Annotated in this window: 16 protein-coding genes and 1 riboswitch; of the genes, 3 read left to right on the forward strand and 13 right to left on the reverse strand. The window is 38.9% G+C overall.

Annotation, left to right across the window (positions count from 1 at the left end):
• Window positions 1-11: 11 nt before the first annotated feature.
• From AC52J8_RS11425 to AC52J8_RS11435, 3 genes are all read right to left on the reverse strand, one after another.
• Window positions 12-446 (reverse strand): CopG family ribbon-helix-helix protein, encoded by a 435-nt coding sequence (locus AC52J8_RS11425; protein WP_001118705.1) that lies wholly within the window; start codon window positions 444-446, stop codon window positions 12-14.
• Between the two features lie 4 nt (window positions 447-450).
• Window positions 451-576 (reverse strand): hypothetical protein, encoded by a 126-nt coding sequence (locus AC52J8_RS11430; RefSeq protein ID WP_001000625.1) that lies wholly within the window; start codon window positions 574-576, stop codon window positions 451-453.
• A 220-nt stretch (window positions 577-796) separates the two neighbouring features.
• Window positions 797-1,162 (reverse strand): winged helix-turn-helix transcriptional regulator, encoded by a 366-nt coding sequence (locus AC52J8_RS11435; RefSeq protein WP_069031495.1) that lies wholly within the window; start codon window positions 1,160-1,162, stop codon window positions 797-799.
• A gap of 93 nt (window positions 1,163-1,255) precedes the next feature.
• Here AC52J8_RS11435 and AC52J8_RS11440 point away from each other — a divergent pair, with 93 nt between their 5' ends.
• The gene (locus AC52J8_RS11440) at window positions 1,256-1,792 is read left to right on the forward strand and encodes an NAD(P)H-dependent oxidoreductase (RefSeq protein WP_086400030.1); all 537 of its coding nucleotides are present in this window, start codon (window positions 1,256-1,258) and stop codon (window positions 1,790-1,792) included.
• 40 nt (window positions 1,793-1,832) lie between these two features.
• Here AC52J8_RS11440 and uca read toward each other — a convergent pair whose 3' ends face one another.
• The 5 genes from uca to AC52J8_RS11465 form a co-directional block, all read right to left on the reverse strand.
• Window positions 1,833-5,438 carry an urea carboxylase gene (gene uca / locus AC52J8_RS11445; protein ID WP_086400031.1) on the reverse strand — a complete coding sequence of 1,202 codons (3,606 nt, stop codon included), beginning with the start codon at window positions 5,436-5,438 and terminating at the stop codon, window positions 1,833-1,835.
• Window positions 5,439-5,440: 2 nt separating this feature from the next.
• Entirely contained in the window at window positions 5,441-6,094 is a 654-nt protein-coding gene (locus AC52J8_RS11450) for an urea amidolyase associated protein UAAP2 (protein ID WP_086400032.1), read from the reverse strand.
• Window positions 6,095-6,109: 15 nt separating this feature from the next.
• Complete coding sequence (locus AC52J8_RS11455; protein ID WP_086400033.1) at window positions 6,110-6,850, reverse strand: urea amidolyase associated protein UAAP1; 741 nt, start codon at window positions 6,848-6,850, stop codon at window positions 6,110-6,112.
• Between the two features lie 28 nt (window positions 6,851-6,878).
• A riboswitch (guanidine-I (ykkC/yxkD leader) is annotated at window positions 6,879-6,974 on the reverse strand.
• A gap of 186 nt (window positions 6,975-7,160) precedes the next feature.
• Window positions 7,161-8,324 carry a zinc-dependent alcohol dehydrogenase gene (locus AC52J8_RS11460; RefSeq protein ID WP_086400034.1) on the reverse strand — a complete coding sequence of 388 codons (1,164 nt, stop codon included), beginning with the start codon at window positions 8,322-8,324 and terminating at the stop codon, window positions 7,161-7,163.
• Window positions 8,325-8,561: 237 nt separating this feature from the next.
• Complete coding sequence (locus AC52J8_RS11465; protein ID WP_086400035.1) at window positions 8,562-9,512, reverse strand: 3-hydroxyacyl-CoA dehydrogenase NAD-binding domain-containing protein; 951 nt, start codon at window positions 9,510-9,512, stop codon at window positions 8,562-8,564.
• A 204-nt stretch (window positions 9,513-9,716) separates the two neighbouring features.
• Between AC52J8_RS11465 and yddG the strand changes: the two genes are divergently transcribed.
• Together yddG and AC52J8_RS11475 are read left to right on the forward strand one after the other, a co-directional pair.
• Complete coding sequence (yddG, locus tag AC52J8_RS11470) at window positions 9,717-10,649, forward strand: aromatic amino acid DMT transporter YddG (protein WP_086400036.1); 933 nt, start codon at window positions 9,717-9,719, stop codon at window positions 10,647-10,649.
• A 128-nt stretch (window positions 10,650-10,777) separates the two neighbouring features.
• Window positions 10,778-11,209, forward strand: coding sequence for an SRPBCC family protein (locus AC52J8_RS11475; RefSeq protein ID WP_086400037.1), 432 nt, complete (start codon window positions 10,778-10,780; stop codon window positions 11,207-11,209).
• Window positions 11,210-11,260: 51 nt separating this feature from the next.
• On the opposite strand, the gene AC52J8_RS11480 is transcribed toward AC52J8_RS11475, so the two are convergent.
• The 5 genes from AC52J8_RS11480 to AC52J8_RS11500 form a co-directional block, all read right to left on the reverse strand.
• Entirely contained in the window at window positions 11,261-11,827 is a 567-nt protein-coding gene (locus AC52J8_RS11480; RefSeq protein WP_086400038.1) for a TetR/AcrR family transcriptional regulator, read from the reverse strand.
• Between the two features lie 860 nt (window positions 11,828-12,687).
• Window positions 12,688-13,710 (reverse strand): hypothetical protein, encoded by a 1,023-nt coding sequence (locus AC52J8_RS11485; protein ID WP_228149113.1) that lies wholly within the window; start codon window positions 13,708-13,710, stop codon window positions 12,688-12,690.
• 138 nt (window positions 13,711-13,848) lie between these two features.
• Window positions 13,849-14,028, reverse strand: a complete 180-nt coding sequence (locus AC52J8_RS11490; RefSeq protein WP_228149112.1) for a hypothetical protein — start codon at window positions 14,026-14,028, stop codon at window positions 13,849-13,851.
• Window positions 14,029-14,105: 77 nt separating this feature from the next.
• Complete coding sequence (locus tag AC52J8_RS11495; protein ID WP_032038301.1) at window positions 14,106-14,630, reverse strand: SMI1/KNR4 family protein; 525 nt, start codon at window positions 14,628-14,630, stop codon at window positions 14,106-14,108.
• A complete protein-coding gene (locus tag AC52J8_RS11500; RefSeq protein WP_086400039.1) occupies window positions 14,631-20,327 on the reverse strand; it encodes a two-partner secretion domain-containing protein in 5,697 nt (1,898 codons plus the stop codon).
• Window positions 20,328-20,339: the final 12 nt, after the last annotated feature.

Below are 20,339 nucleotides of genomic sequence, written 5' to 3' on the forward strand. Positions count from 1 at the left end.
TTACTCCTCATTTAGTCATTTTGCTGTATAGGCGGCATGACGGCATCCATAAGTTCTAAATGCCCTTTAATCACCCCTTTCAGCACAATAAATTGCTGGCTAATTTGTCTGAGTTCAGAACTTGCGCCCTGCATTAACATGACTTGCAATATCTTTTGTTGGTCGAGCTGGATATGAAGTGAACTAATCACCTGTGCTAAAAACTGTTGTTGTAAATCGACCAATTGATTACGCAAGGTCATTTGGCTAGCGTCATAAAGCAGCGTCAACGTGCCTACCATGACTTCATTGGCCTGTGCTTGCTCTGCAATCAGGTGTTTATTAATCATGTCGACAATCGCTTGCGAGCGGCTTTCATAGTTCTGCTCGACAATTTTTTGATCGAGTGCGTTGAGGGTCGTTTCAGGTACGGTAATACTGATTCGAGCCAACTTTTGTTTTGCCACAGTCTTATCCTTTTGTTTTAGGCGGCTGATTGTTTTGCTTGATATATACGCCTGCACGTACGCTGAGCAATTCGACTAAAAAAGCTTTTAAAGTTGGCTTTGGTTGAACCACAGGTTTTACATCGTTCATATCTCACCTCTAGTTTGGTATTACCAAATTCAGTTTTTGTATTACTAATAAGAGATGCAGAAAATGTGCCAGTTTTTAAGCGTTGTTTTGATAGGCTTTATGGATATTTATGAGTGATTTTTGGGCAAAAAAAAGCCCCGTGCACAGGGATGGGGCTAATTGAAGCGAGCATTAAAAAATCAATCTTTTATATTAATTATAATAATTGTGAATCGAAATTTTATTCTGAAACCTCAGATAAACTAATCAAACTATGAGCCCAGACATATAAAGAATCTAAAACTGGCCTAAAAGTTTTTCCAAAATCTGTCATTTCATAGACAACTTTGATCGGTGCTTTTTCACCATAAACCGTTCTAGAGATTAAGCCGGTTTGCTCTAACTGCTTGAGTTGAAGACTTAATGTCATTTCAGTAATTGTAGGAATGAGTTGCTTGATTTCATTAAAGCGTTTCGGCTTATCTTTTAAATAATACAAAATCACGCATTTCCATTTTCCACCCACCAAGTCCATAGCCATACTGATATGACATGGATAAGTTTTTCCATTTACTGTGACTTCACATGTATTTTCAGTATTTGCCATTTTTTAATGCTACCTATCAACTTTGATAGTTATTGTACGCCAATACTATAAAAATTATAGTGACTATTATTTTTATAGTTTAAAGGCACTCTCATGGCTTTACTGATTTTAGCTCATCCCTACTACGCTCAATCGATTGCAAATAAAACGATTGTGAATGAACTCGTAAAAACCTATCCAGACCTTGAAGTCCGAGATATTTTCCAACTTTATCCAGACTACCAAATTGACGTGAGTGCTGAACAAGAAGCCTTGTTACGCCACGACACCATCATTCTGCAATATCCAATGTTCTGGTTTAATATGCCTGCAATTTTGAAATTATGGTTTGATGAAGTTTTTACTTATCAGTTTGCCTATGGCTCTCAGGGCGATAAATTAAAAGACAAAAAAGTCATTATTAGTATGACGGTCGGCCAAACAGAAGCCAACATGGTGAACGACCAAGAAAACTTAATCGATAGCTTTTTAAAAGCAGTTCAATATTCAATTCAATATACGCAAATGCAGTTAAGCGCCACTTACTTGCTTTATGACGTATCGCCTTTATCAGGTAACCCAGAGACGAAAATTAAATTAGAAGCAGTTGAACATGGTCATAAAGTATTAAAGCATTTGACCGAAGCATAAGATTTAAAGAGAGCATCGATATTGATGCTCTCTTTTTAATTTAGGCCACAGGTGCCAAGGTAAATAGCACTTGTCCTGTTTTCACAGTTTGCCCTTTTTCAATGGTAATGGTTTCAACCTTCATGCGTTCGGGTGCAATAATCGGAATTTCGATTTTCATTGCTTCAATTACTGCAAGGGTTGCACCTTCTTCAACTATATCTCCCGATGCACATTCGATTTTCCAGATTGAGCCCGGCATGTGTGATTCGACTGCACAGCCCCCTTCAGGAATAACTACGGTTTCACCTTCATCAATCGCATCAAGGCTTTCAGAAATATATTCCTGCAAACCTGCTTCATGCCAACGGCGACGCTCAGCCTCGAAATTGGCTTGTTGCATGTCTTTAAAGGCTTGAATGCTGTCTTGATGTGTTTTTAAAAACTCGTTGTATTCTTTTAAGTTGAGCACGCCATCTTCAATACGAAGTTGTAGGCGGCCCGCCTTAAAGTCTTCGCGCATTTGCAAAAGTTCAGTCTCAGAAACTTCATAAAACTTAACTTGGTCAAAAAAGCGTAATAACCACGGTTTGCCTTCTTCAAAGTCGGCATTTTTACGGTAACGGCTCCACATTTGAGTGGTACGGCCAACAAACTGGTAGCCACCCGGCCCTTCCATACCGTACACACACATATACGCTCCGCCGATACCCACGGCGTTTTCAGGTGTCCAAGTTCGTGCTGGGTTATATTTTGTAGTGACTAACCGTTGGCGTGGGTCGAGTGGCGTTGCAACTGGTGCACCTAAATACACATCACCCAAACCCATCACCAAATAGTTTGCGCTATAGACCACATCTTTAACTGCTTGCTTTGACGCTAAGCCATTAATACGGCGGATAAACTCGACGTTATCTGGGCACCACGGCGCATCTGGACGAACAATTTGTGTGTAGCGCTCGGTGGCAAGTTGAGTTTGAGAATCTTCCCAAGCCAAAGGCAAATAGACCGTCCGTGAAGGCACCTGCATATTTTGAATGTCAGGTAATTCGGCTTCTGCTTGTTGAAGTTTCTGTAAAAGTTCAACTTGATCGAGCTGGATTGAATCAAAATGAATTTGCAGTGAACGAATGCCTGGTGTTAAGTCGATAATGCCTCGAATGTTTTGATCTTTGACCCATTGCATGAGCGCATGAATACGGAAGCGTAAGTTTAGGTCGAGGACTAACTCACCATATTCCACCAATAAATAGCTATTTCCTGCTGGTCGATAGGTCACGCTTGGTAAATCAGTTTTACCTTCTAAAGTAGCTAAAACTGCATCTTTTAAAGTGTCGGGTTCTGCTTGAATGGATGGGTTGAAATTGATCTGAGTTGTATCGGTCGTGTTTAAGCTTTGATGATATTTTTGATCGAGTGTTTTTGCTTGCGCATAACTCACAGGTACAAATTTAACTTTATCGCCTGCTTTTAGCTGCCCAATTTTCCAAAGCTCGGAATGAATGACTACCGCAGGGCAAACAAAGCCACCTAAACTCGGACCATCCGGACCCAAAATAATTGGCATATCGCCCGTAAAATCAATTGCCCCAATCGCATAAGCATTATCGTGAATATTAGATGGATGTAAGCCTGCCTCACCGCCGTCTTCACGTGCCCACTCAGGTTTTGGACCAATTAAACGAATACCTGTACGACTTGAGTTATAGTGAATTTCAAACTCATTGGCAAAGAAGGTATCAATATCTTGTTTGGTGAAAAAATCTGGTGCGCCATGTGGGCCATACATGACTGCAATTTCCCAGTTTTGGGTAAAGCTAGGAATTTGTGCTTGAGCTAGAGCTGTGGTCGATTGAGCGGAATATTCAGTAATCGGCAGCATATCGCCAATTAATAAATTACGGCCTGCATGCCCACCAAACTGCCCTAAAGTGAAAGTCGCCTGTGACCCTAAATAGTCAGGAACATCAAATCCACCTTTCACACCTATATAGCTACGGCAACCTGAACGGATAAGCCCACATTTTAAAACTTGGCCTTTTTTTACATTGACGGTTTGCCACATCGGCACAAGTTCGCCATCAAGTTTTGAAGGCATATCACCGCCCGTAATGACAATTTGGCTGTCGCAGTGAAACTTTAAAGTTGGCCCTTGCAAGGTACATTCAAGCCCTGCAGTATTTGGTTCATTGGCTAAAAGCTGGTTTGCCACAGTTAAACTGAGTGGATCGATGGCACCTGATGGCGGTACACCGACATCCCAATAACCTAGTCGACCTGTTACGTCCTGAATGGCGGTTTGAATACCAGCCTGCAACACCTCAATTTTTTGAGTTTTCCATTCAAATGTATTTAAAAATCGGGTGGTTTGAGTACCTAAAGCAAACACATCGCAAGCAATAATGTTTTGCAAATATTCCAGATTGGTTTCAATACCTGCTACCTGCGTGTTGGCAAGACTAGCACTCATTGCCTGTATGGCTTGGTCCCGTGTTGCAGCAGTCACAATGATTTTGGCAATCATTGGGTCATAAAAAGACGACACCGTTGACCCTGTTTCTACCCATGTTTCGACTCGTGCTTGCGGGTCAAATTTAACATGGGTAAGTAAGCCCGCACTTGGTTGGAACTGTTTAATCGGATCTTCAGCATAAAGACGAACCTGAATGGAATGTCCTGTTGGCTCTAACTTTTCAGTCGGTGCTGACCAGTCACCGCTTGCCAAGGTAACCATCCACTCGACTAAGTCGACACCAAAAACTTGCTCGGTCACGCCGTGTTCAACTTGCAAACGCGTGTTGACCTCTAAGAAATAAAATTCTTGGGTTTCAGTGTCCATGACAAACTCAACTGTGCCCGCCGAGCGATAGTTCACCGACTGCATGAGTTGAATCGCAACTTTTTGAAGATACTCACGTTGCTGTTCATTTAAGTGTGGGGCGGGTGTTTCTTCAATCACCTTCTGATTACGGCGTTGCACTGAACAATCACGCTCACCCAACGCTAAAACTTGCCCTTGCCCATCACCAAAAATTTGTACTTCGATATGGCGCGCGTGTTGTACAAATTTCTCTAAATACAAACCCGCATCTTTAAAATTGACCTGCGCCAAATAAGACACGGTTTGATAGGCATCTTTTAATTCAGTTTCATTCCACACCAGACGCATGCCAATACCGCCACCACCCGCGGTACTTTTCAGCATGACCGGATAACCAATACGGGCTGCCTCAAACAAGGCTTCGGCTTCATCGGCAAGTAGTGAGCTGCCCGGAAGTAGAGGTACATTACTTTTAATAGCAAGTTCACGTGCAGTATGTTTTAAACCAAAATCGAGCATTTGGCTTGAAGTTGGCCCAATAAACGCAATGCCTTGGCTTTCGCACAAATCACAAAACTCGGCATTTTCAGACAAAAAACCATAACCGGGATGAATGGCTTCCGCACCAGATTGTTTTGCAACCTCAAGGATTTTTTCAATATTTAAATAACTTTGATGAGCGGGCGCAGGTCCAATCAAGAAAGCTTCATCGGCCAAAGTCACGTGTAAAGAATCACGGTCGGCTTCGGAGTAAACTGCAACCGAAGCGATCCCGAGTTTTTTAAGGGTGCGAATGACGCGACAGGCAATTGCACCGCGGTTGGCAATCAGAACTTTTTTAAACATGCTTACACCCCTTCCGCTTCACGGACAACCAGTTGAATTTTGGTTGGGTTATAGGCATTACATGGGTTATTGAGCTGAGGACAATTGGAAATTAAAACAATTAAATCCATTTCCGCCCGAACTTCGACATATTTACCGGGGTCTGAAATTCCGTCATCAAATTTAAGCTGACCGTCTGGTGTCACAGGCACATTCATAAAAAAGTTAATGTTTGGACCGATATGACGGACATTTAAACCATGCTTTTTTGCAATCGGATGTTTTGCCAAGGCATACATAAAGTTGTTACGGCAACTATGCATAGGGTATGTTTCATGTGCATAGCGAACCGTATTACTTTCACAAGAACAGGCACCGCCAATGGTGTCATGGCGACCACAGTTATCATCATGAATGACGGCAATTGGGCGGCCAAAGTTACTGTAGAGCTTGGTGCCCTTTTCTAAATAAATCTGTTGGTTGATAGCCAAAGTGTCCATTGCGCTATAACGCTCAGTTGGGTTTTCAGCACTCATAAACAAAGTATCGACCGCTTGGTTTCCCTCAAGGTCAATAATTCGAAAATATTGGCCCTTTTTAACCTCGCACATCCACGCTTCACCCGCAGGACAAACTTCATTTAAAACTGCTTTTTCAAATGATTGTAAAACTGTCATGATGCTTCTCCTGATTTAAATATTACTAAGCACGTAGTAGCGGGCTGTGTTTTGAAACGCACGCTGATTTTGCGAACACGCATCACGACAAATATCGCTGTCTGTTAGAGAGTTGGCTTTAAATAGACTGAGTTGAATATCAGCAGGTTGATAGATTGGGCTGGTGTCTAAACCATGCGGTGCAGCAGATAAAAATAGCAAACAGTCCATTTCAAAGCGCAGTTCAATGCTTTGATCAGTATTGTCAGAACTGACATAAGACAAAGCGCCGTTTTCGTCTGGCACAACTTTAGAAAATAGATTAACGGCGGCACTCAGGTCTTGACTGGCAAGTCCGTATTTACACATTTCAATGAGTAAGCTGTCTAAGCCGTTTTGGTACATATCATTGCGGGCATCTTGAAATGTACGCGTACCGAATTGCTTTTCAATTTGCTCAGGTCGGCTTGGGCCACAAAGCGCGTCATTCCAACCATGGTCATCATGAATAATGGAAGCCATGACACGGCCAAGGTCTGAATACAATACATTGGAAGCTTTTAAATAGGCTGTGTGTTGCCCCTTTAAGCTGTCCGGCATGTTAAAACGTTCAAGCACATCGGCAGCATTTACACAAAACAAAGAAACATTTGCCTGAGCGCCAAGCGATGTAAATCTAAGAATAGTTCCTTTTTGAATACGACCCGACCAGTGATGTCCGCCGGGTAAAAGTTCGGTCCAAATCGCCTGATTGTTATGATAACTTGCAGTGTTCATAGCTACTCCTGTCGGATAATTTTAGACTTCCTCCCGGGCTTTTATCCCTCCGTGTAGTTCGCTAGGAACCGTGAACTCTCGGTCCAGTCACACATAAAGTATCGGAACCCTAGATCACTTTTGATTGCTTAAGACTATGCAAAGGACATGCCAGCTTAGTATTACGGTTTTGGTTAAAAGTAATACTAAACTTGAGCTGTTTGGGTGCGGTTTAAGTTCAAAAATAAAAATCTGCACTCAAAGTTGTGCATTTCAAAATAAAAAAGCCCCTTTCACTAAGAGGCTTAAGACTAAATTATAAGAGAGCGTATTAAGGAAGCAGAATCACCTTACGACAATCCTCTTCTCTTTCATTAAAAATGCGGTAGCCCTCTGCGGCATCATCTAATTTCATTCGATGGGTAATAATCGTTTCAGGTGTTAATTCGCCACGCTCAATCAATTCTAAGAGTTGCGGTAAATATTGATGCACATGGGTTTGGCCCATTTTAAAAGTTAAGCCTTTATCAAAAGCATCGCCAAATAAGAAACCATGAATTGGGCCTGCATAGACACCTGGTACGCTGACCACCCCACCACGGCGAACTGCCGCAATGCATTGACGCAGTGCTGCACCACTTGAACCTTCTAGTTTTAAATTGGTTAGGACTGTTTCAATCACACTGCCTTTGGCCTCGAAACCAATTGCATCAATCACAGCATCGACACCGCGGTAATTATCGGTATGTTGAATAATAAATTCGGCAGCATCGACTTCGTCAAAATTCACTGGAATGGCACCGTATGTTGCCGCTGCATAATTCAATCGATAGTCATTGTGATCAACCATAAATATCTTTTCAGCACCGAGCATCTTGGCACAAGCAGCACTTAACAGTCCGACTGGACCAGCACCATAAATTGCAACGGTCGAGCCACGCTTCACTTGGGCATTGGTCACTGCCTGCCAAGCAGTCGGTAAAATATCAGTCAAGAAAAGTACTTTTTCATCTGATAATGAAGTGGGTACTTTAAAAGGGCCTTTATTGGCTTTTGGCACACGCACATATTCTGCTTGTCCGCCCGGTACACCGCCGTAAAGATGACTATAGCCAAATAAAGCTGCGCCTGGTGGAATCTGCTTTTTATTAATAATTGCGCCGCGCCCTGTATTCGTGGTTTCGCAAGCAGCAGTTAGGTCAAGTTGGCAAAAGAAACATTCGCCACAGGCAATCACAAAAGGAACAATCACTCGATCACCCTTTTTGACTGCGGTGACAGCTGGGCCGACCTCTTCAACCACGCCCATAAATTCGTGCCCAAAGATATCACCCTGCTCGGTTCTAGGGATTTTGCCTCGATATAAATGTAAATCAGAGCCACATATCGCTGTGGCAGTCACGCGTAAAATAATGTCATCTGGTTCTTGAATAATAGGGTCTGCTACTGTTTCTACTCGAACATCTTCGGCACCGTGGTAAGTTAGAGCACGCATATTGTTATTCCTCTATTTTCTATCATGTCCTTTGATTATGAGGAGGCTTTCTTTACGGTTTGCAACGATTCTTACTTTTCACGTAAGGCATATAGTTCAAATGCAACGCGATAGGAATTTCAGTAACATTTAATGAATATAGGATTGTTTCAGGTAGGAATGTTTTTGTTATTTACCCCAACAAAAAAGCCAATCATCTCTGCAATAAAATGATTGGCTCTATTCTAATATTTTGAATTAATCTAACTTAAGTTGTTGTCTGAGCTTTAAGATATCGACCAGACCTTTATCTCTGGTTTCATATAAATCGATATCTTTATATTGTGTTAATAACTGGTTGGTTTGTGCTTCCAATAACTCTGTTGTCTCGTCTGAATGTTGAAATGCGTGCATATCATTCCACCATTCTGTCATTGGTGGGCCTAAATGATGAATTGCTTCTTTAAAGCCCTTTTGGTTGGCAAGCTGCATATTAATGTAAGGACCAAATAGTGCCCATCTTAAACCCGGCCCACTGGTAATCGCGACATCAACATCTTCGGCAGAACACACGCCTTGTTCAACCAATGAAAAAGCTTCTCGCCATAACGCAGCCTGCAAACGGTTTGCGACATGCCCTTTTACTTCTTTATTTAAAACAATTGGGTTCTTGCCCAACTGTTTATAGAACTCAGAAGCCTGTTTTAAAATTTGAGGATCAGTCAAATTACCGCCAACGATCTCGACCAAAGGTAAAAGATGAGGTGGATTAAAAGGATGACCTAATAAAATACGTTCAGGGTGCTGCGCCTCTTTTTGAAAATCAGACACTTTTAAGCCCGATGAGCTTGAAGCAATAATGGTATGTTCAGGACAATATGCTGTGATTTCTTGATATAGCTGTTGTTTTACATCCAGACGTTCTGGGGCATTTTCTTGAATAAAATCTACATCTGAAACCGCATCTTTTAAATTACTAAAAATTTCCAGATGAAGCAGTACATCTTGCTGAGAATATGTGTGTTCCGCGTTTTGGTCTAAAGCCAATAAATCATTTAAATTTGCAGAAATTCTTTTTTTAAAGACCGCTTCATCTATAGGATATGGGTCATAGGCCTTAACTTTAAATCCTTTATATAAAAATAAGGCCGTCCAACTTGCACCTATTACACCTGCTCCAACAACACCAACCGTTTTAATGACTTCCATATTTTCCTCGTACAAATGTTGTTTTATCCGAAATTTCTTTACTCATATGAATGCTTAAATAAACATAGCAGATTCAACCAATCAATAAATTTAATTGTTTATATTTTATATAATTTGTCCTATATTCCTTAGCTTGAAAATTGATTCCTTTCATTAGTACAACTTAATCTTTTACCATTTTTTAACCGTTATTTACTGAATTTTATGTCAAAAAATCTAGCAACATTGATTGGTTTAAGCGCCATTCTCATGTGGGCATCTCTGGTGGGCTTAATGAAACAAGTCAGTGCCGCCATTGGGCCTGAGCTAGGTGTTACCTTTATTTATTCTTTAAGTGCGCTACTGTTGCTTGCCATTTTCAAAGTTCCAGATTTTAAGCAGATCTCTAAAAAATACTTAATTTTTGGCACAATTCTGTTCGTGGCTTATGAAGTGTGCTTCTCATTTGCAATTGCTTATTCTCAGACAGCAAGACAAGCAATTGAAATTAGTATTGTTAACTATCTGTGGCCGAGTTTAACGGTTTTAGCTTTTGTTATTTTTAAGGAATTAAAGTTTAATTTCCTTATTATTTTAGGTCTAATGCTTTCAATTTTCGGCATTATTTTTATTCAAACTGGTAGCGGTGATTTTAGTCTAAATAGTCTTGCCGATAATTTTCATAGCAACCCACTCAGCTATATTTTGGCATTTTCAGGTGCCATCATTTGGGCTTTTTACTGTGTACTCACCAAAAAATTAAGTAATGGGCAAAATCCAATTTCCATTTTCTTTGTTGGTGTCGCGCTAACACTATGGTTCAAGCTGCTTGTATCGGGGCACTTTGCCATCCCTTCAATGGATATTCCAACAGTCATGACCCTTTTAGTTGCTTCTGCTGCCATGGGTTTTGGTTATGCTGCTTGGAACATTGGCATCATTCATGGAAACATTACCGTGCTTGTGGTGGCCTCTTATTTCACCCCGATTATTTCGTCTATTTTGGCGATGTTTGTTTTACAAACTCAATTATCGATGAGCTTTTGGCAAGGAACAGCAATGGTGACGGCGGGTTCCTTTATTTGCTGGGTTTCAACCAATTGGTCTATGATTCAGCCCTTCTTTAAAAAATTAAGAAAAGGTCAAAAAGTATTGTAGATTTACCAAAGTGAATTTTTTAAGTATGCGATAACTCCGACGAAGAAGAATTCCCCCATTGCCTAAAGCGTGCTAACATCCAAATTCTGACAATTACCAATGTCAAAATAATTTCTAGAGGGAATAAGATGTTAAAAACTCAAAAAATCAACATCGTACAAGAATTTGATGCACCCGTAGACAAGGTCTTTGCGACTTTAAGTGAGCATGAAAACCTAAGTAAACTTTTCGCTCCTGCTAAAGTGACTCGCATTAGCAATGGAAAAGACGCTCGTAATGGTGTTGGCTCTGCGCGCAAAATGTCTATTCCATTGACCCCTTCATTTGTAGAAACCAATTTAGTCTACAAAGAAAATGAACTAATTGAATATGCAATTACCAGTGGCATTAGCCCAATTAAGGGTCACCGTGGTGTCATGAAATTTACTGACTTGGGAAATAATCGAACTCGTTTGGATTACACCATTAGCTTTAAAGGCCGCGTACCATTTATTGGCCCTATTATTAAAGCCGCTCTACAAAATGGTGTGAATCGCGGGCTTAAAAAACTTAAGTTTTAATCGACTAATATCCACAAAAAAAGCCCAATCACGGGCTTTTTGTTTTAAGGTTTAAGTTGAATGCTCAGATAGCATTATTAAAAAATAATTTAGTAACTTGTCTCGCTCATCTACACTGTTTTTACTTAAAAGTTGAACCATTGCCCCATCAATTGCAAATAGAAACATGTGGGCATCTTTTATTGAAGCGGTAGTTTTTACAGTAAGAAGTAGCTTATAAAGCTCATTTATAAACCAGTTTCTATAAGCAACAACCACTCGATAAGCCGTTGCATAACACTTTTCAATTTCAAAAATTGCTTTAAATGGTAAACGATAAAAGCCTTCTAAATTGGCATGTAAAAAGTAAATTTGCTTGAGTTTATCGAACACCATAAGTTCGCTGTATGAATTGATAATTGAAAGAACTTTTACTTTGAGCGCATCCGTTTGAAAAGTTAGACACATCTCGATCAGTCGTGCTTTTGAATGAAAGATGTTATAGAAAGTCGCTTTGGGGATTTTGGCTTCAGCAATAATTCGGTCAACCCCCACCGTGTTAAACCCATCTTGAGTAAATAAATCTTTTGCTGTGTGTAGCACTCGTAGTGCTCTAAAGGAAGATTCTAAATTGTTCATATATACCGCTTAAAATAATTTTTTGTTGTATGTAAAAGAGATAGAAATGCCGTCACTCTTAAATTGAGTGCTAAAAACAGGCATGCAAAAGCGGCACAAAATGGTGTGCTCGCCTATCTCTGGTTTATTGTTGCTATGATTTTTTAGTCGTAACGATGTTTAGGCGCAAAAACCTAGAGTCGATTAAACCGATTTATAGACTGTTTAAGCGGTATGGCTAGAGAGAGTTTGGCAAAGGCCAAAAATTGAGAAGAATTAGTACGCATAGCGGACTCCTAGATGAAATAGAAGTTCTACCAGATCACTGCTAAATGATTATGGTGGCAGAACGAAGAAGGGTTAGCAGACCAGTCATCTAGGAACTGGCACGCCCGAAGGCGTCCCTCCTCCGTCCTACCGCTACGAAGGGGGACGAACGAGTTCACCACCAAAAAATTACTTTTTTGATGTTCTAGATGAAAACGGTCTGCTAAAACCGTCTGGCAATGTGGCCAGCACGCAAAGGATAGTATTCGCTTTTGTTGGCGTCAAGCGTGGGAAATGACATTTGCTTTAAAATAGATCGTTAAAAAGTATGGGGACGTAATTCAGCTTTTCCCGTTAAAAATTAGTTTATAAAATACAGAAATTGACTATCGAAAATGGGCTTATATATTCATAAAAAAAGAATATAGCTTTCATGCTTTATTAATTTCATAGCTACATAGCAAACTATAGATTAACTTTAGAGATGAATTATGTATTGGCTTATTTTAAACATAAGTCTTTTTAACGTAACCAGAATAGTAAAAAGGGATATACTTAAAAAAACTAGCCCTTATTAGAGCTAGTTTTTCAATCTTCACACAAATAAAAACTTATCAGCCTACCAGATCATTTACCCCTAGATGGGCAAATTTACCATTTATGGTACGACCATCATCTAACTGCACATTTTTAAATTCAATGGTTCCTTCTGATTCATTGACAGTTACACCAGTACAATGATCATTTGTCAATTTACAATTCCATTTCAAATGAATATTTACATTCAATTGATCCTTTTTAGGTCTTTGATACGCTACATTTGCTTTTTTAGTAATAGTATCGTATTTCACCGTAAACTCGAGATCAGACTTATGATCTCTACTCATAAAACGAAAATATTTACTTTCATTTTCTGCATATGCAGCTGCCGCAACTGTTTCATCAATTTTAAAAACTTCACTTCCTACTGTAACTTGCCCATAAGGAATTTTTTTCTCGAAACCGCCTGAGACATTTAATTCAGGAGATGCAACATATTCAATAGGGTTCGTAAATGAATTATTGATAAATTTAAAAGTGGTTAAACCATTTTCATAGTCCGTGTTTAATGTGAAATCCCGATTAAAATATCCTTTGTATATATAAACTTCTTTAGGCTGTTCATTACTAAAATAATTCCCCTCTGTTAATATGAACCTATCATGTTCAGGATCCAGAGGATTAGAAAAGTTAAAATAATATTCTTTATCTGTGTTAAAAGTTAAGACAGAACTGGTTGTCCAATTCATAAATCTTTGTATTGTCGCCAGCTTACCATTAACGACTAAATCTGATTTAGCTGGATATTCATTAAAACGTTTCGTGTTCCATACTGGCCAATCAGAATTTACTTCGAATTTAATAGAGCCGTTAATTTTGGCAGTCGAAGCAAAGCCAATATTATTTAAACGTCCTGATACAGCACCATTTGCGCTTATAATAAAGTAAGTTTTACCATCACTTTGTTTTTCGAACTTATAAGAGAATGTATCACTACATGAGTTTCGGCACTGGACAGCCAAATGCCCTTTATCATTCTCTGAATAGCTAAAAACTCCAACCTTATCACCTTTAGGATAAAAATAAAGACCAGCCAAATTGTTAATATGCGCAGATAAATCATTACTTGGAGTAAGAATCTATAAATCCCACATACTATTATTTGAAGCGGATGCCTCAATTACACTGTTTGTATGAAATGGTGAGAACTTAATAGTTGAGTTATTAGTAACTCCTCAATTTTCAATTTCAAAATAGCCATGTGCCAAATCTGGGCTTAATACAGACGCTTCTACAATAGGCTTCGGTAAAGGTGTATCTGATGTCGCTGAATCATCCCCACCACCTCCACCACATGCAGCTAAAAGAAGAGAAAAAAGTGCTAGGGGTAATAGTTTTATGTGATTATAAAGCATAAAAAATATTCACTTTTATTAAAGATTTAAATTAAACTCAGAGAGTCTTTTGAACGATTCATTGAGCTTCTATAAAATTATGTTTTTGTTCGTATCTCCCAAAATTTATCGCCTTCAGAATTAACATAGTCCGTTATAAAATTTTCAAAGTTGGCTGAACAATACCAATCTGAGCGATTATCAAAAGGTAAAGCGATAAGTACAGCGCCATAATCCTTACTTTCAGGATCACACCTTAACAGTAACAAATCTGAATCACCATAAAACTCACCAATTATCAAATCCCCCTTAGTGAAGTCTTTAGGTCTTAACTCTCTATAATATTTATTAGATGACTGTAACTCATCAATACTAAATATTCTCGCTCCCCATTGCCCATATTCCTCATCCTTGAATAAATCAGCCCCATTACTAACTAAGAGGAACTCCTTAAACTCTGTTGGTAATTGCAAATCGATATCACCAAATCTATCTGGTGAAATACCATTATTCAAAATACAACGAAACTGAAAAAAAGTTTTTTCTCCTCTATGAACAGCATGCTTTGGCTCTTTACTCCAAAGAGTCTCTATTTTTCTTAATGCTTCATTTAACAGCTTCATTTACATATTTCTCCAAAAAGAATTAAACTCCTGTTGATGTGTTTTTCTTTGCACAGGTGTTAAATTCCAGAATTCATTTGTTCCACCAAACTCTCTAGGTTTAATATGATGAATATCATATTCAGACCAACCACCACGCGGAGTTTCATAACCTCGTTTATACCACTCCTGAATAAACTTACCACGTTCTTGCGCTCCCCAAGAAACACGACTTAATTCAGGTACTTTTTTTAAGTCACCAACTGGAAATGATATAGTTCTTCCTGTTCTTAAATCGGGTACATTCGGATAAAAATCACCTGCCTTATTTAAAATTTCACGATTTAGCCCAGCAGAATAATTTTTTCCAATTATATTCTTTTCGGATTTCAGAATATCAACATTCTTGCCTGCTTTTAAATCAATACCTATTAGCAAATCAATTGCTGCAAATGCTCTATCCCCAGGTGTGGATGTAGGGCTAATCAATGTTTTGATATTGTCCCCAATATCAATTACTCCCTGAACACCTTCTTCCTTAAAAATCTTAATAACATCGTCGGGTTTAAGATTTGCTCTTACTGAGGCTGGCATATCAGTAATTCTTTTAGCTACTCTATATGCCGCTTTTCCTGCGGTTGTTGCAAGCTTACCCAATGTGTTGTTTTCAACAGCTATATTCGCACTATTTGCCGCAGTATTAACATCGTATCCAGCAAAAGCAGCTGTCGTACCCGCAATAAGTTTACTTGTATCCTTAATTTTTGTTCTTTCGGCATCTGTTAGGTCGAGTGCAGTTTTATCCGCTGGAATCATAAGCTCTGCAACTATTTCACCAACCCCTGCTCCAATTGCACCCGCTTCACAACTCTGTTTTGTAGCTGCCGCCGTAGCACACCCCACAACAGCATGGGCAATTTTATGAATTGTATATTCAAATATGTTCGGATCGACTTTATCTAAACTCGTTCCAATCTGACTAGCCAACTCTCCTTGTAATGCCCCTGCTAGACCTGCAAGTAAGGCAACCTGTAAATTATCTCCCAGATCTCCACCATTAATTGCAGTTTGTACTAAAGTTGATCCTACTGAAGATGCAAAATTGTTTGCCAATCTGTCTGACAGAAGAGTACTGTCTGGTTTTAAATTTAGAGCAGTACCAACTTGACTTAATAAACCTGCTGTTACCACAGATGCAGCCAGATTTTTAATGGAGTCTTTACTTCCCATCTCTTTTAGGGTCTTACCAATATCCCCACCGTTATTAATCAGACCAATACTTGCCTGAGCAGCTAGACTCGTAACTGCTGCATTTGCCATTACCCCTAATGTTGATGGAACAATTGCTCCTGCTGCTGTGGTCGTCACTCCAGCAGTTCCAAGCATACTTGCACCCAGTCCTACAGTTGTACCACTTGCTGCGGTTCCCCCCGCTGCTCCAGCCGCTGCAGCAGTACCTGAACCCATCGTAGCAATTGTCACAATGATAACAATAATGGCAGCTCCAGCCGCTGTGAGACCTTGTGATTTATAATCCCAATCCTTTTGGGTTAATAAAACTGTTTGCCAATCTACATCTTTGCGGTTTACTAAATCTTTAAGATAGGCGCTTCCCGGTTGATTTGCTAATTTTAAAATTGCATCACGTAATTCGACTTTATTAACATCTTTTTCACTAATAGGAACTTGTACACTTAAACCACCTGCTGCATTAAAAACTGGGGGTTGTGGTCCTTTAAAATTAGGGAGCTGCGCAGTTTCAGTAATTGATCCTTTGTCCTGCATAGACTGCCAGACAACAGAGTTCTTTTTTCTATTTAGGCTTTCTTCAACTAGATTCTTTGCAGGAACTAAAGTAATCGTTCCCCCTGCCTCAATTGTGGCACTTTTGAGATACGTAAACTCGGTCCCTTCAAGTCTTGTGTCATATCCTGATTTTGTACCAATATAATCAGCTTTTAATTTTGCAGGTATTTCTGTAGTTTGATTTCTGGTTGCATTGGTTTTTGATGTACCAAGATTAATCCCTAACCATGAAGATTTTTTAACCTGATTTACGTTTGAGTTATTCACAGCAGCTACAGTTAAAAAATTCAGGTCTCCGCCAGATCGAATTGAAATTTTTCCACCATTAGCATTAAATCGTGCAGAATAAATATCTACAGATGTATTCAGAGCAGGATCTCTTGTACCATCTGCTCGTAACGGGTTTTTAAATTGGCTGATAACGTTAATATTCTTACCATAAATATCAACAGAAGCAGGTGTTACAACATCTCCAATCGTTGTTGTGGTGGTAGTTTTTTTCTTACCATACCACGATCTTTTCGTTTCTGTTTTTGTACTACGGTCATATAAAGTTTCAAGTGCCGTATCAAACAATATACTTTTATCTGCTTCAATATTTACATCACCTTGAGCAGAATTAATCCCTACTCCTTGCAGTACTAAATTGTCATTAACAGTTTTCCCTATAGCACGTATGTTTACCCCTTTATTTCCATTTATATTTGTTGGGTTTACATACTCTCTATAACTATAATTCTGGTCAGTATCCTTACCTTTTTCATACACATCTAAATTACCATCAATAATGATACTTGCACTTATTTCTTTAGCAGCAGTACCTTCTTTTTTTGCAGTGGCTCGATATTTCCCATTTAAAACACTCTGAGCTTGAATATTGACTATCCCTTGTTTTGCATCAATATTTGCTCCGGTAATTGAAACTCCCTTTTTTGAAGAAATATTAATATTTCCAGCATTAGAGGATAACTCGCTATTGAAGTTTTCCACTCCAGTGATCGTATTCGCGATAAAATTCTTCTTTTCCTGATCATCCTGACTGTTGATTAAATCTTTCTTCTTGGATACGCCATTGACTTTATCAGCAATCCCATCAATCACAAGGTCTCCCTTTGTTGAAACGATATTGATATCTTTTTGAACATTTATTTTTGTTCCTTTAATATCGACGCTTGTACCTTCTAAGCTAAGACCACCTTTCCTAGAGATGATGCCAACAAAACCTGCTTCATTTAGATTAGGTGCAAAATTTTCACCCTCAATCCTTATGGCTCCTTGTTTAGACCGAACATCAATATCATTTTCTGCAACTAATGTGATTGTGTCATGCCCATGAGTTGGTTTAATGACAAAGTCTTTATCAAGCTGAATCGACAAGTTACCGTTTATATTTTTTAGTTTAGTATCTAATTGAAGTAACTCACTTCCAGTTGCTCTAAAATCTATTCCATTATTTGACAGTTGATTTGCCTCAACAATAACTGCTCCACCATACCCTTGCCCATCAATACTTCCGCTACTAATTGCAGATAAAACACCTTTAGCATCTAAAATATAATTTTGATAAGCATTGATATTCCCCTTCGAGCTTAGGGCAATATGTTGATTTGCTCTGGTATTTGTGCGTTCTAATATAAGATCTTTATCAGAGTTTATTTCAATATTTTTTGTGGAGTTTAAATCAATATCATGTACTTGAGCATTGTTTCCTGCCCGAATTGATATTCCACCATTCGATGCATTAATTACACCGCTGCTTATATCTAAAACTCCGGTTTTACTCCACAAAATTACGTCTTTTGCATTAATAAAACCTGATGCAACTGCAGCTTTCATACCCGTGGTATAGCCATTATTGCCATCTAGTGTTAGATCCCCGCCAGAAAGAAGTAATACATTTCCATCTGTAGACTTAAGATCCACCGTATTTATTTTTGTAATAGCATTTTCGCCTTTTGACCCTAGGACAATTCCATTTTTTGCATTTATTCTATTTTTTAGGGTATACCATCCATCATTTTGAGTCTCAAAATTTACATTCCCATTCCCCAAAATTGAAACTTTACCTTCAGATGAGCTTACATTGAGACTTTTTGCATACAGGTTCCCGATGTCAGTTTGCACATCAATATCTTTTTTTGTCAGTAAGCTTGTATCGGTGCGAAGGATAAGATTATTTTTTGCAGCTATATTTATCGTACCTTGTGTTTTTAAGCTCACAGGACTGACATCATTACCGATCTCAATATCATTATCAGCGTATAGATTTATATTATTAGAATTTTCCTGAACAATAGAGCTATTTAGTTTTATATTTTTTGCGCCCTTAATATTAAAATCTTTTCCAGCATAAAGCTTGGTATTATTAATACCTAACAAAGAACTTGCAGTATTACCCAAACTTATTAAATTTACATTTCCAGCTTTAGACTCAATGCTGGAGTTAGCAATATTTAAATTATTTTTTGATTGGATGCTAAGATCATTATTACTAGTGATCCCTTTTCCATTTTGTATATCAATATTATTGTTTGCTAATAGAGAAATATCACCTTGACTTAAGATGTTGCTGTCCTTTCCTAAGTTGAAATTCAATGAGTCACTATAGATGCCCCCTCCGACTCCAACATTTTGAACATTTACACCATTTTGTAAGCTAACATCTCCTTTAGCCGATAAGAAAATAGAGCTTATCGTTGTTCCTAATTTATCTATTTTCCCTCCATTCAATGCCAAGTTTCTATCTGAACTTATAAATATATTGCCATTTGATTGGATTGCCCCCGAAGAGGTAAAATCTCCATTATTTTGACTAGATAAATTTAATACAGAATTTTGGCTACCTGTAGTTTTGATGGTTCCGCTATTTTCAATTTTCCCTGCACTTGTAATTACCATATTGTTGACTGCCTGAATGGTCCCTGCGTTAGTCACGCCCAAACCTTTTTCAGTTCCCATCAAATAGATGTTGTTGGCATACATCCCACCCAGAGCTTTAACATCCACAGCCAATGTCGGTGCAGTTCCAGTACCTGTTTTAGAGGTAACATCCTGCAAATCTGCACTGACATTATTTGCCCCGGCAATCACCTGAATATCATTTTTGGCACGTAGTTCAGCACTAAGTTCTAATGCACGAGCATAGAGGTCCACATAGTTTGTATCATTATTATTTCCCCCTAATCCAAACTTAGAGTTAGGATTTGCTGAAACCGTAATTCTTCCTTGATCAACTGTGAACTGTTTGATACTGCCATCAGCATTTAATTGAGGTTTACCCGTAGTAAAAATTGCCTTATTGGCATTAATAAAGCCACCGCCTTTAATGTTAATACCAGACGGGTTGGCAATAATCACATCTGCCATTTGCCCTGCGACTTCTAAGTTACCTTCAAATCTTGAAGCAGCTGTTGAATTTACCTCATTTAAAATAACTCGCGCTTCACCAGTCGCTAAAAATGGGTTTGCCCCTACGGCCCCTACTGTTTTGGTGGTTGCTCCTGTTCGACTGTTATTTAAAACAGCACCTTCAGCCAATACATCAAACTGTTTATAGATATTGTGGGAAATACCATTTTTGGGCGTCTGAATGTTAACCACTGGAACTGTTGTGCCTGCTGAGTTCTTACCAGCACCAATGACTGCTCTATTCGCAGCATTTGCTGCACTATCTGCGACAATAGCAGCATAGACAGGAGCAAATGGTACTAATAAGCTAATACTTGCTACTAATGCCTTGACATGCCACAGTTGATGAAATGATTTTTCTTGTCCTGATGATTGTCCCGAACGCTCTATTTCTGAGGAGGTAGATTGTCCTGCCGCCTTGCTCTGGCTTCTAACATTCTCCGCAACAGCCATAAACATGTTACGAGCTTTGTTAAAAACAATTCGATAAAGATTTTTATTCATAAGTCAGTTTTC

Source organism: Acinetobacter sp. S-1, from assembly GCF_059579785.1.

Bases quoted from the DNA above. Each gene is read 5' to 3' on its own strand.
- AC52J8_RS11500 (WP_086400039.1), bottom strand. From the start codon at position 20,327: ATGAATAAAAATCTTTATCGAATTGTTTTTAACAAAGCTCGTAACATG.
- AC52J8_RS11495 (WP_032038301.1), bottom strand. From the start codon at position 14,630: ATGAAGCTGTTAAATGAAGCATTAAGAAAAATAGAGACTCTTTGGAGT.
- AC52J8_RS11475 (WP_086400037.1), top strand. From the start codon at position 10,778: ATGTTAAAAACTCAAAAAATCAACATCGTACAAGAATTTGATGCACCC.
- AC52J8_RS11455 (WP_086400033.1), bottom strand. From the start codon at position 6,850: ATGAACACTGCAAGTTATCATAACAATCAGGCGATTTGGACCGAACTT.
- AC52J8_RS11465 (WP_086400035.1), bottom strand. From the start codon at position 9,512: ATGGAAGTCATTAAAACGGTTGGTGTTGTTGGAGCAGGTGTAATAGGT.
- AC52J8_RS11435 (WP_069031495.1), bottom strand. From the start codon at position 1,162: ATGGCAAATACTGAAAATACATGTGAAGTCACAGTAAATGGAAAAACT.
- yddG (WP_086400036.1), top strand. From the start codon at position 9,717: ATGTCAAAAAATCTAGCAACATTGATTGGTTTAAGCGCCATTCTCATG.
- AC52J8_RS11440 (WP_086400030.1), top strand. From the start codon at position 1,256: ATGGCTTTACTGATTTTAGCTCATCCCTACTACGCTCAATCGATTGCA.
- AC52J8_RS11460 (WP_086400034.1), bottom strand. From the start codon at position 8,324: ATGCGTGCTCTAACTTACCACGGTGCCGAAGATGTTCGAGTAGAAACA.
- uca (WP_086400031.1), bottom strand. From the start codon at position 5,438: ATGTTTAAAAAAGTTCTGATTGCCAACCGCGGTGCAATTGCCTGTCGC.
- AC52J8_RS11430 (WP_001000625.1), bottom strand. From the start codon at position 576: ATGAACGATGTAAAACCTGTGGTTCAACCAAAGCCAACTTTAAAAGCT.
- AC52J8_RS11480 (WP_086400038.1), bottom strand. From the start codon at position 11,827: ATGAACAATTTAGAATCTTCCTTTAGAGCACTACGAGTGCTACACACA.
- AC52J8_RS11450 (WP_086400032.1), bottom strand. From the start codon at position 6,094: ATGACAGTTTTACAATCATTTGAAAAAGCAGTTTTAAATGAAGTTTGT.
- AC52J8_RS11490 (WP_228149112.1), bottom strand. From the start codon at position 14,028: ATGCTTTATAATCACATAAAACTATTACCCCTAGCACTTTTTTCTCTT.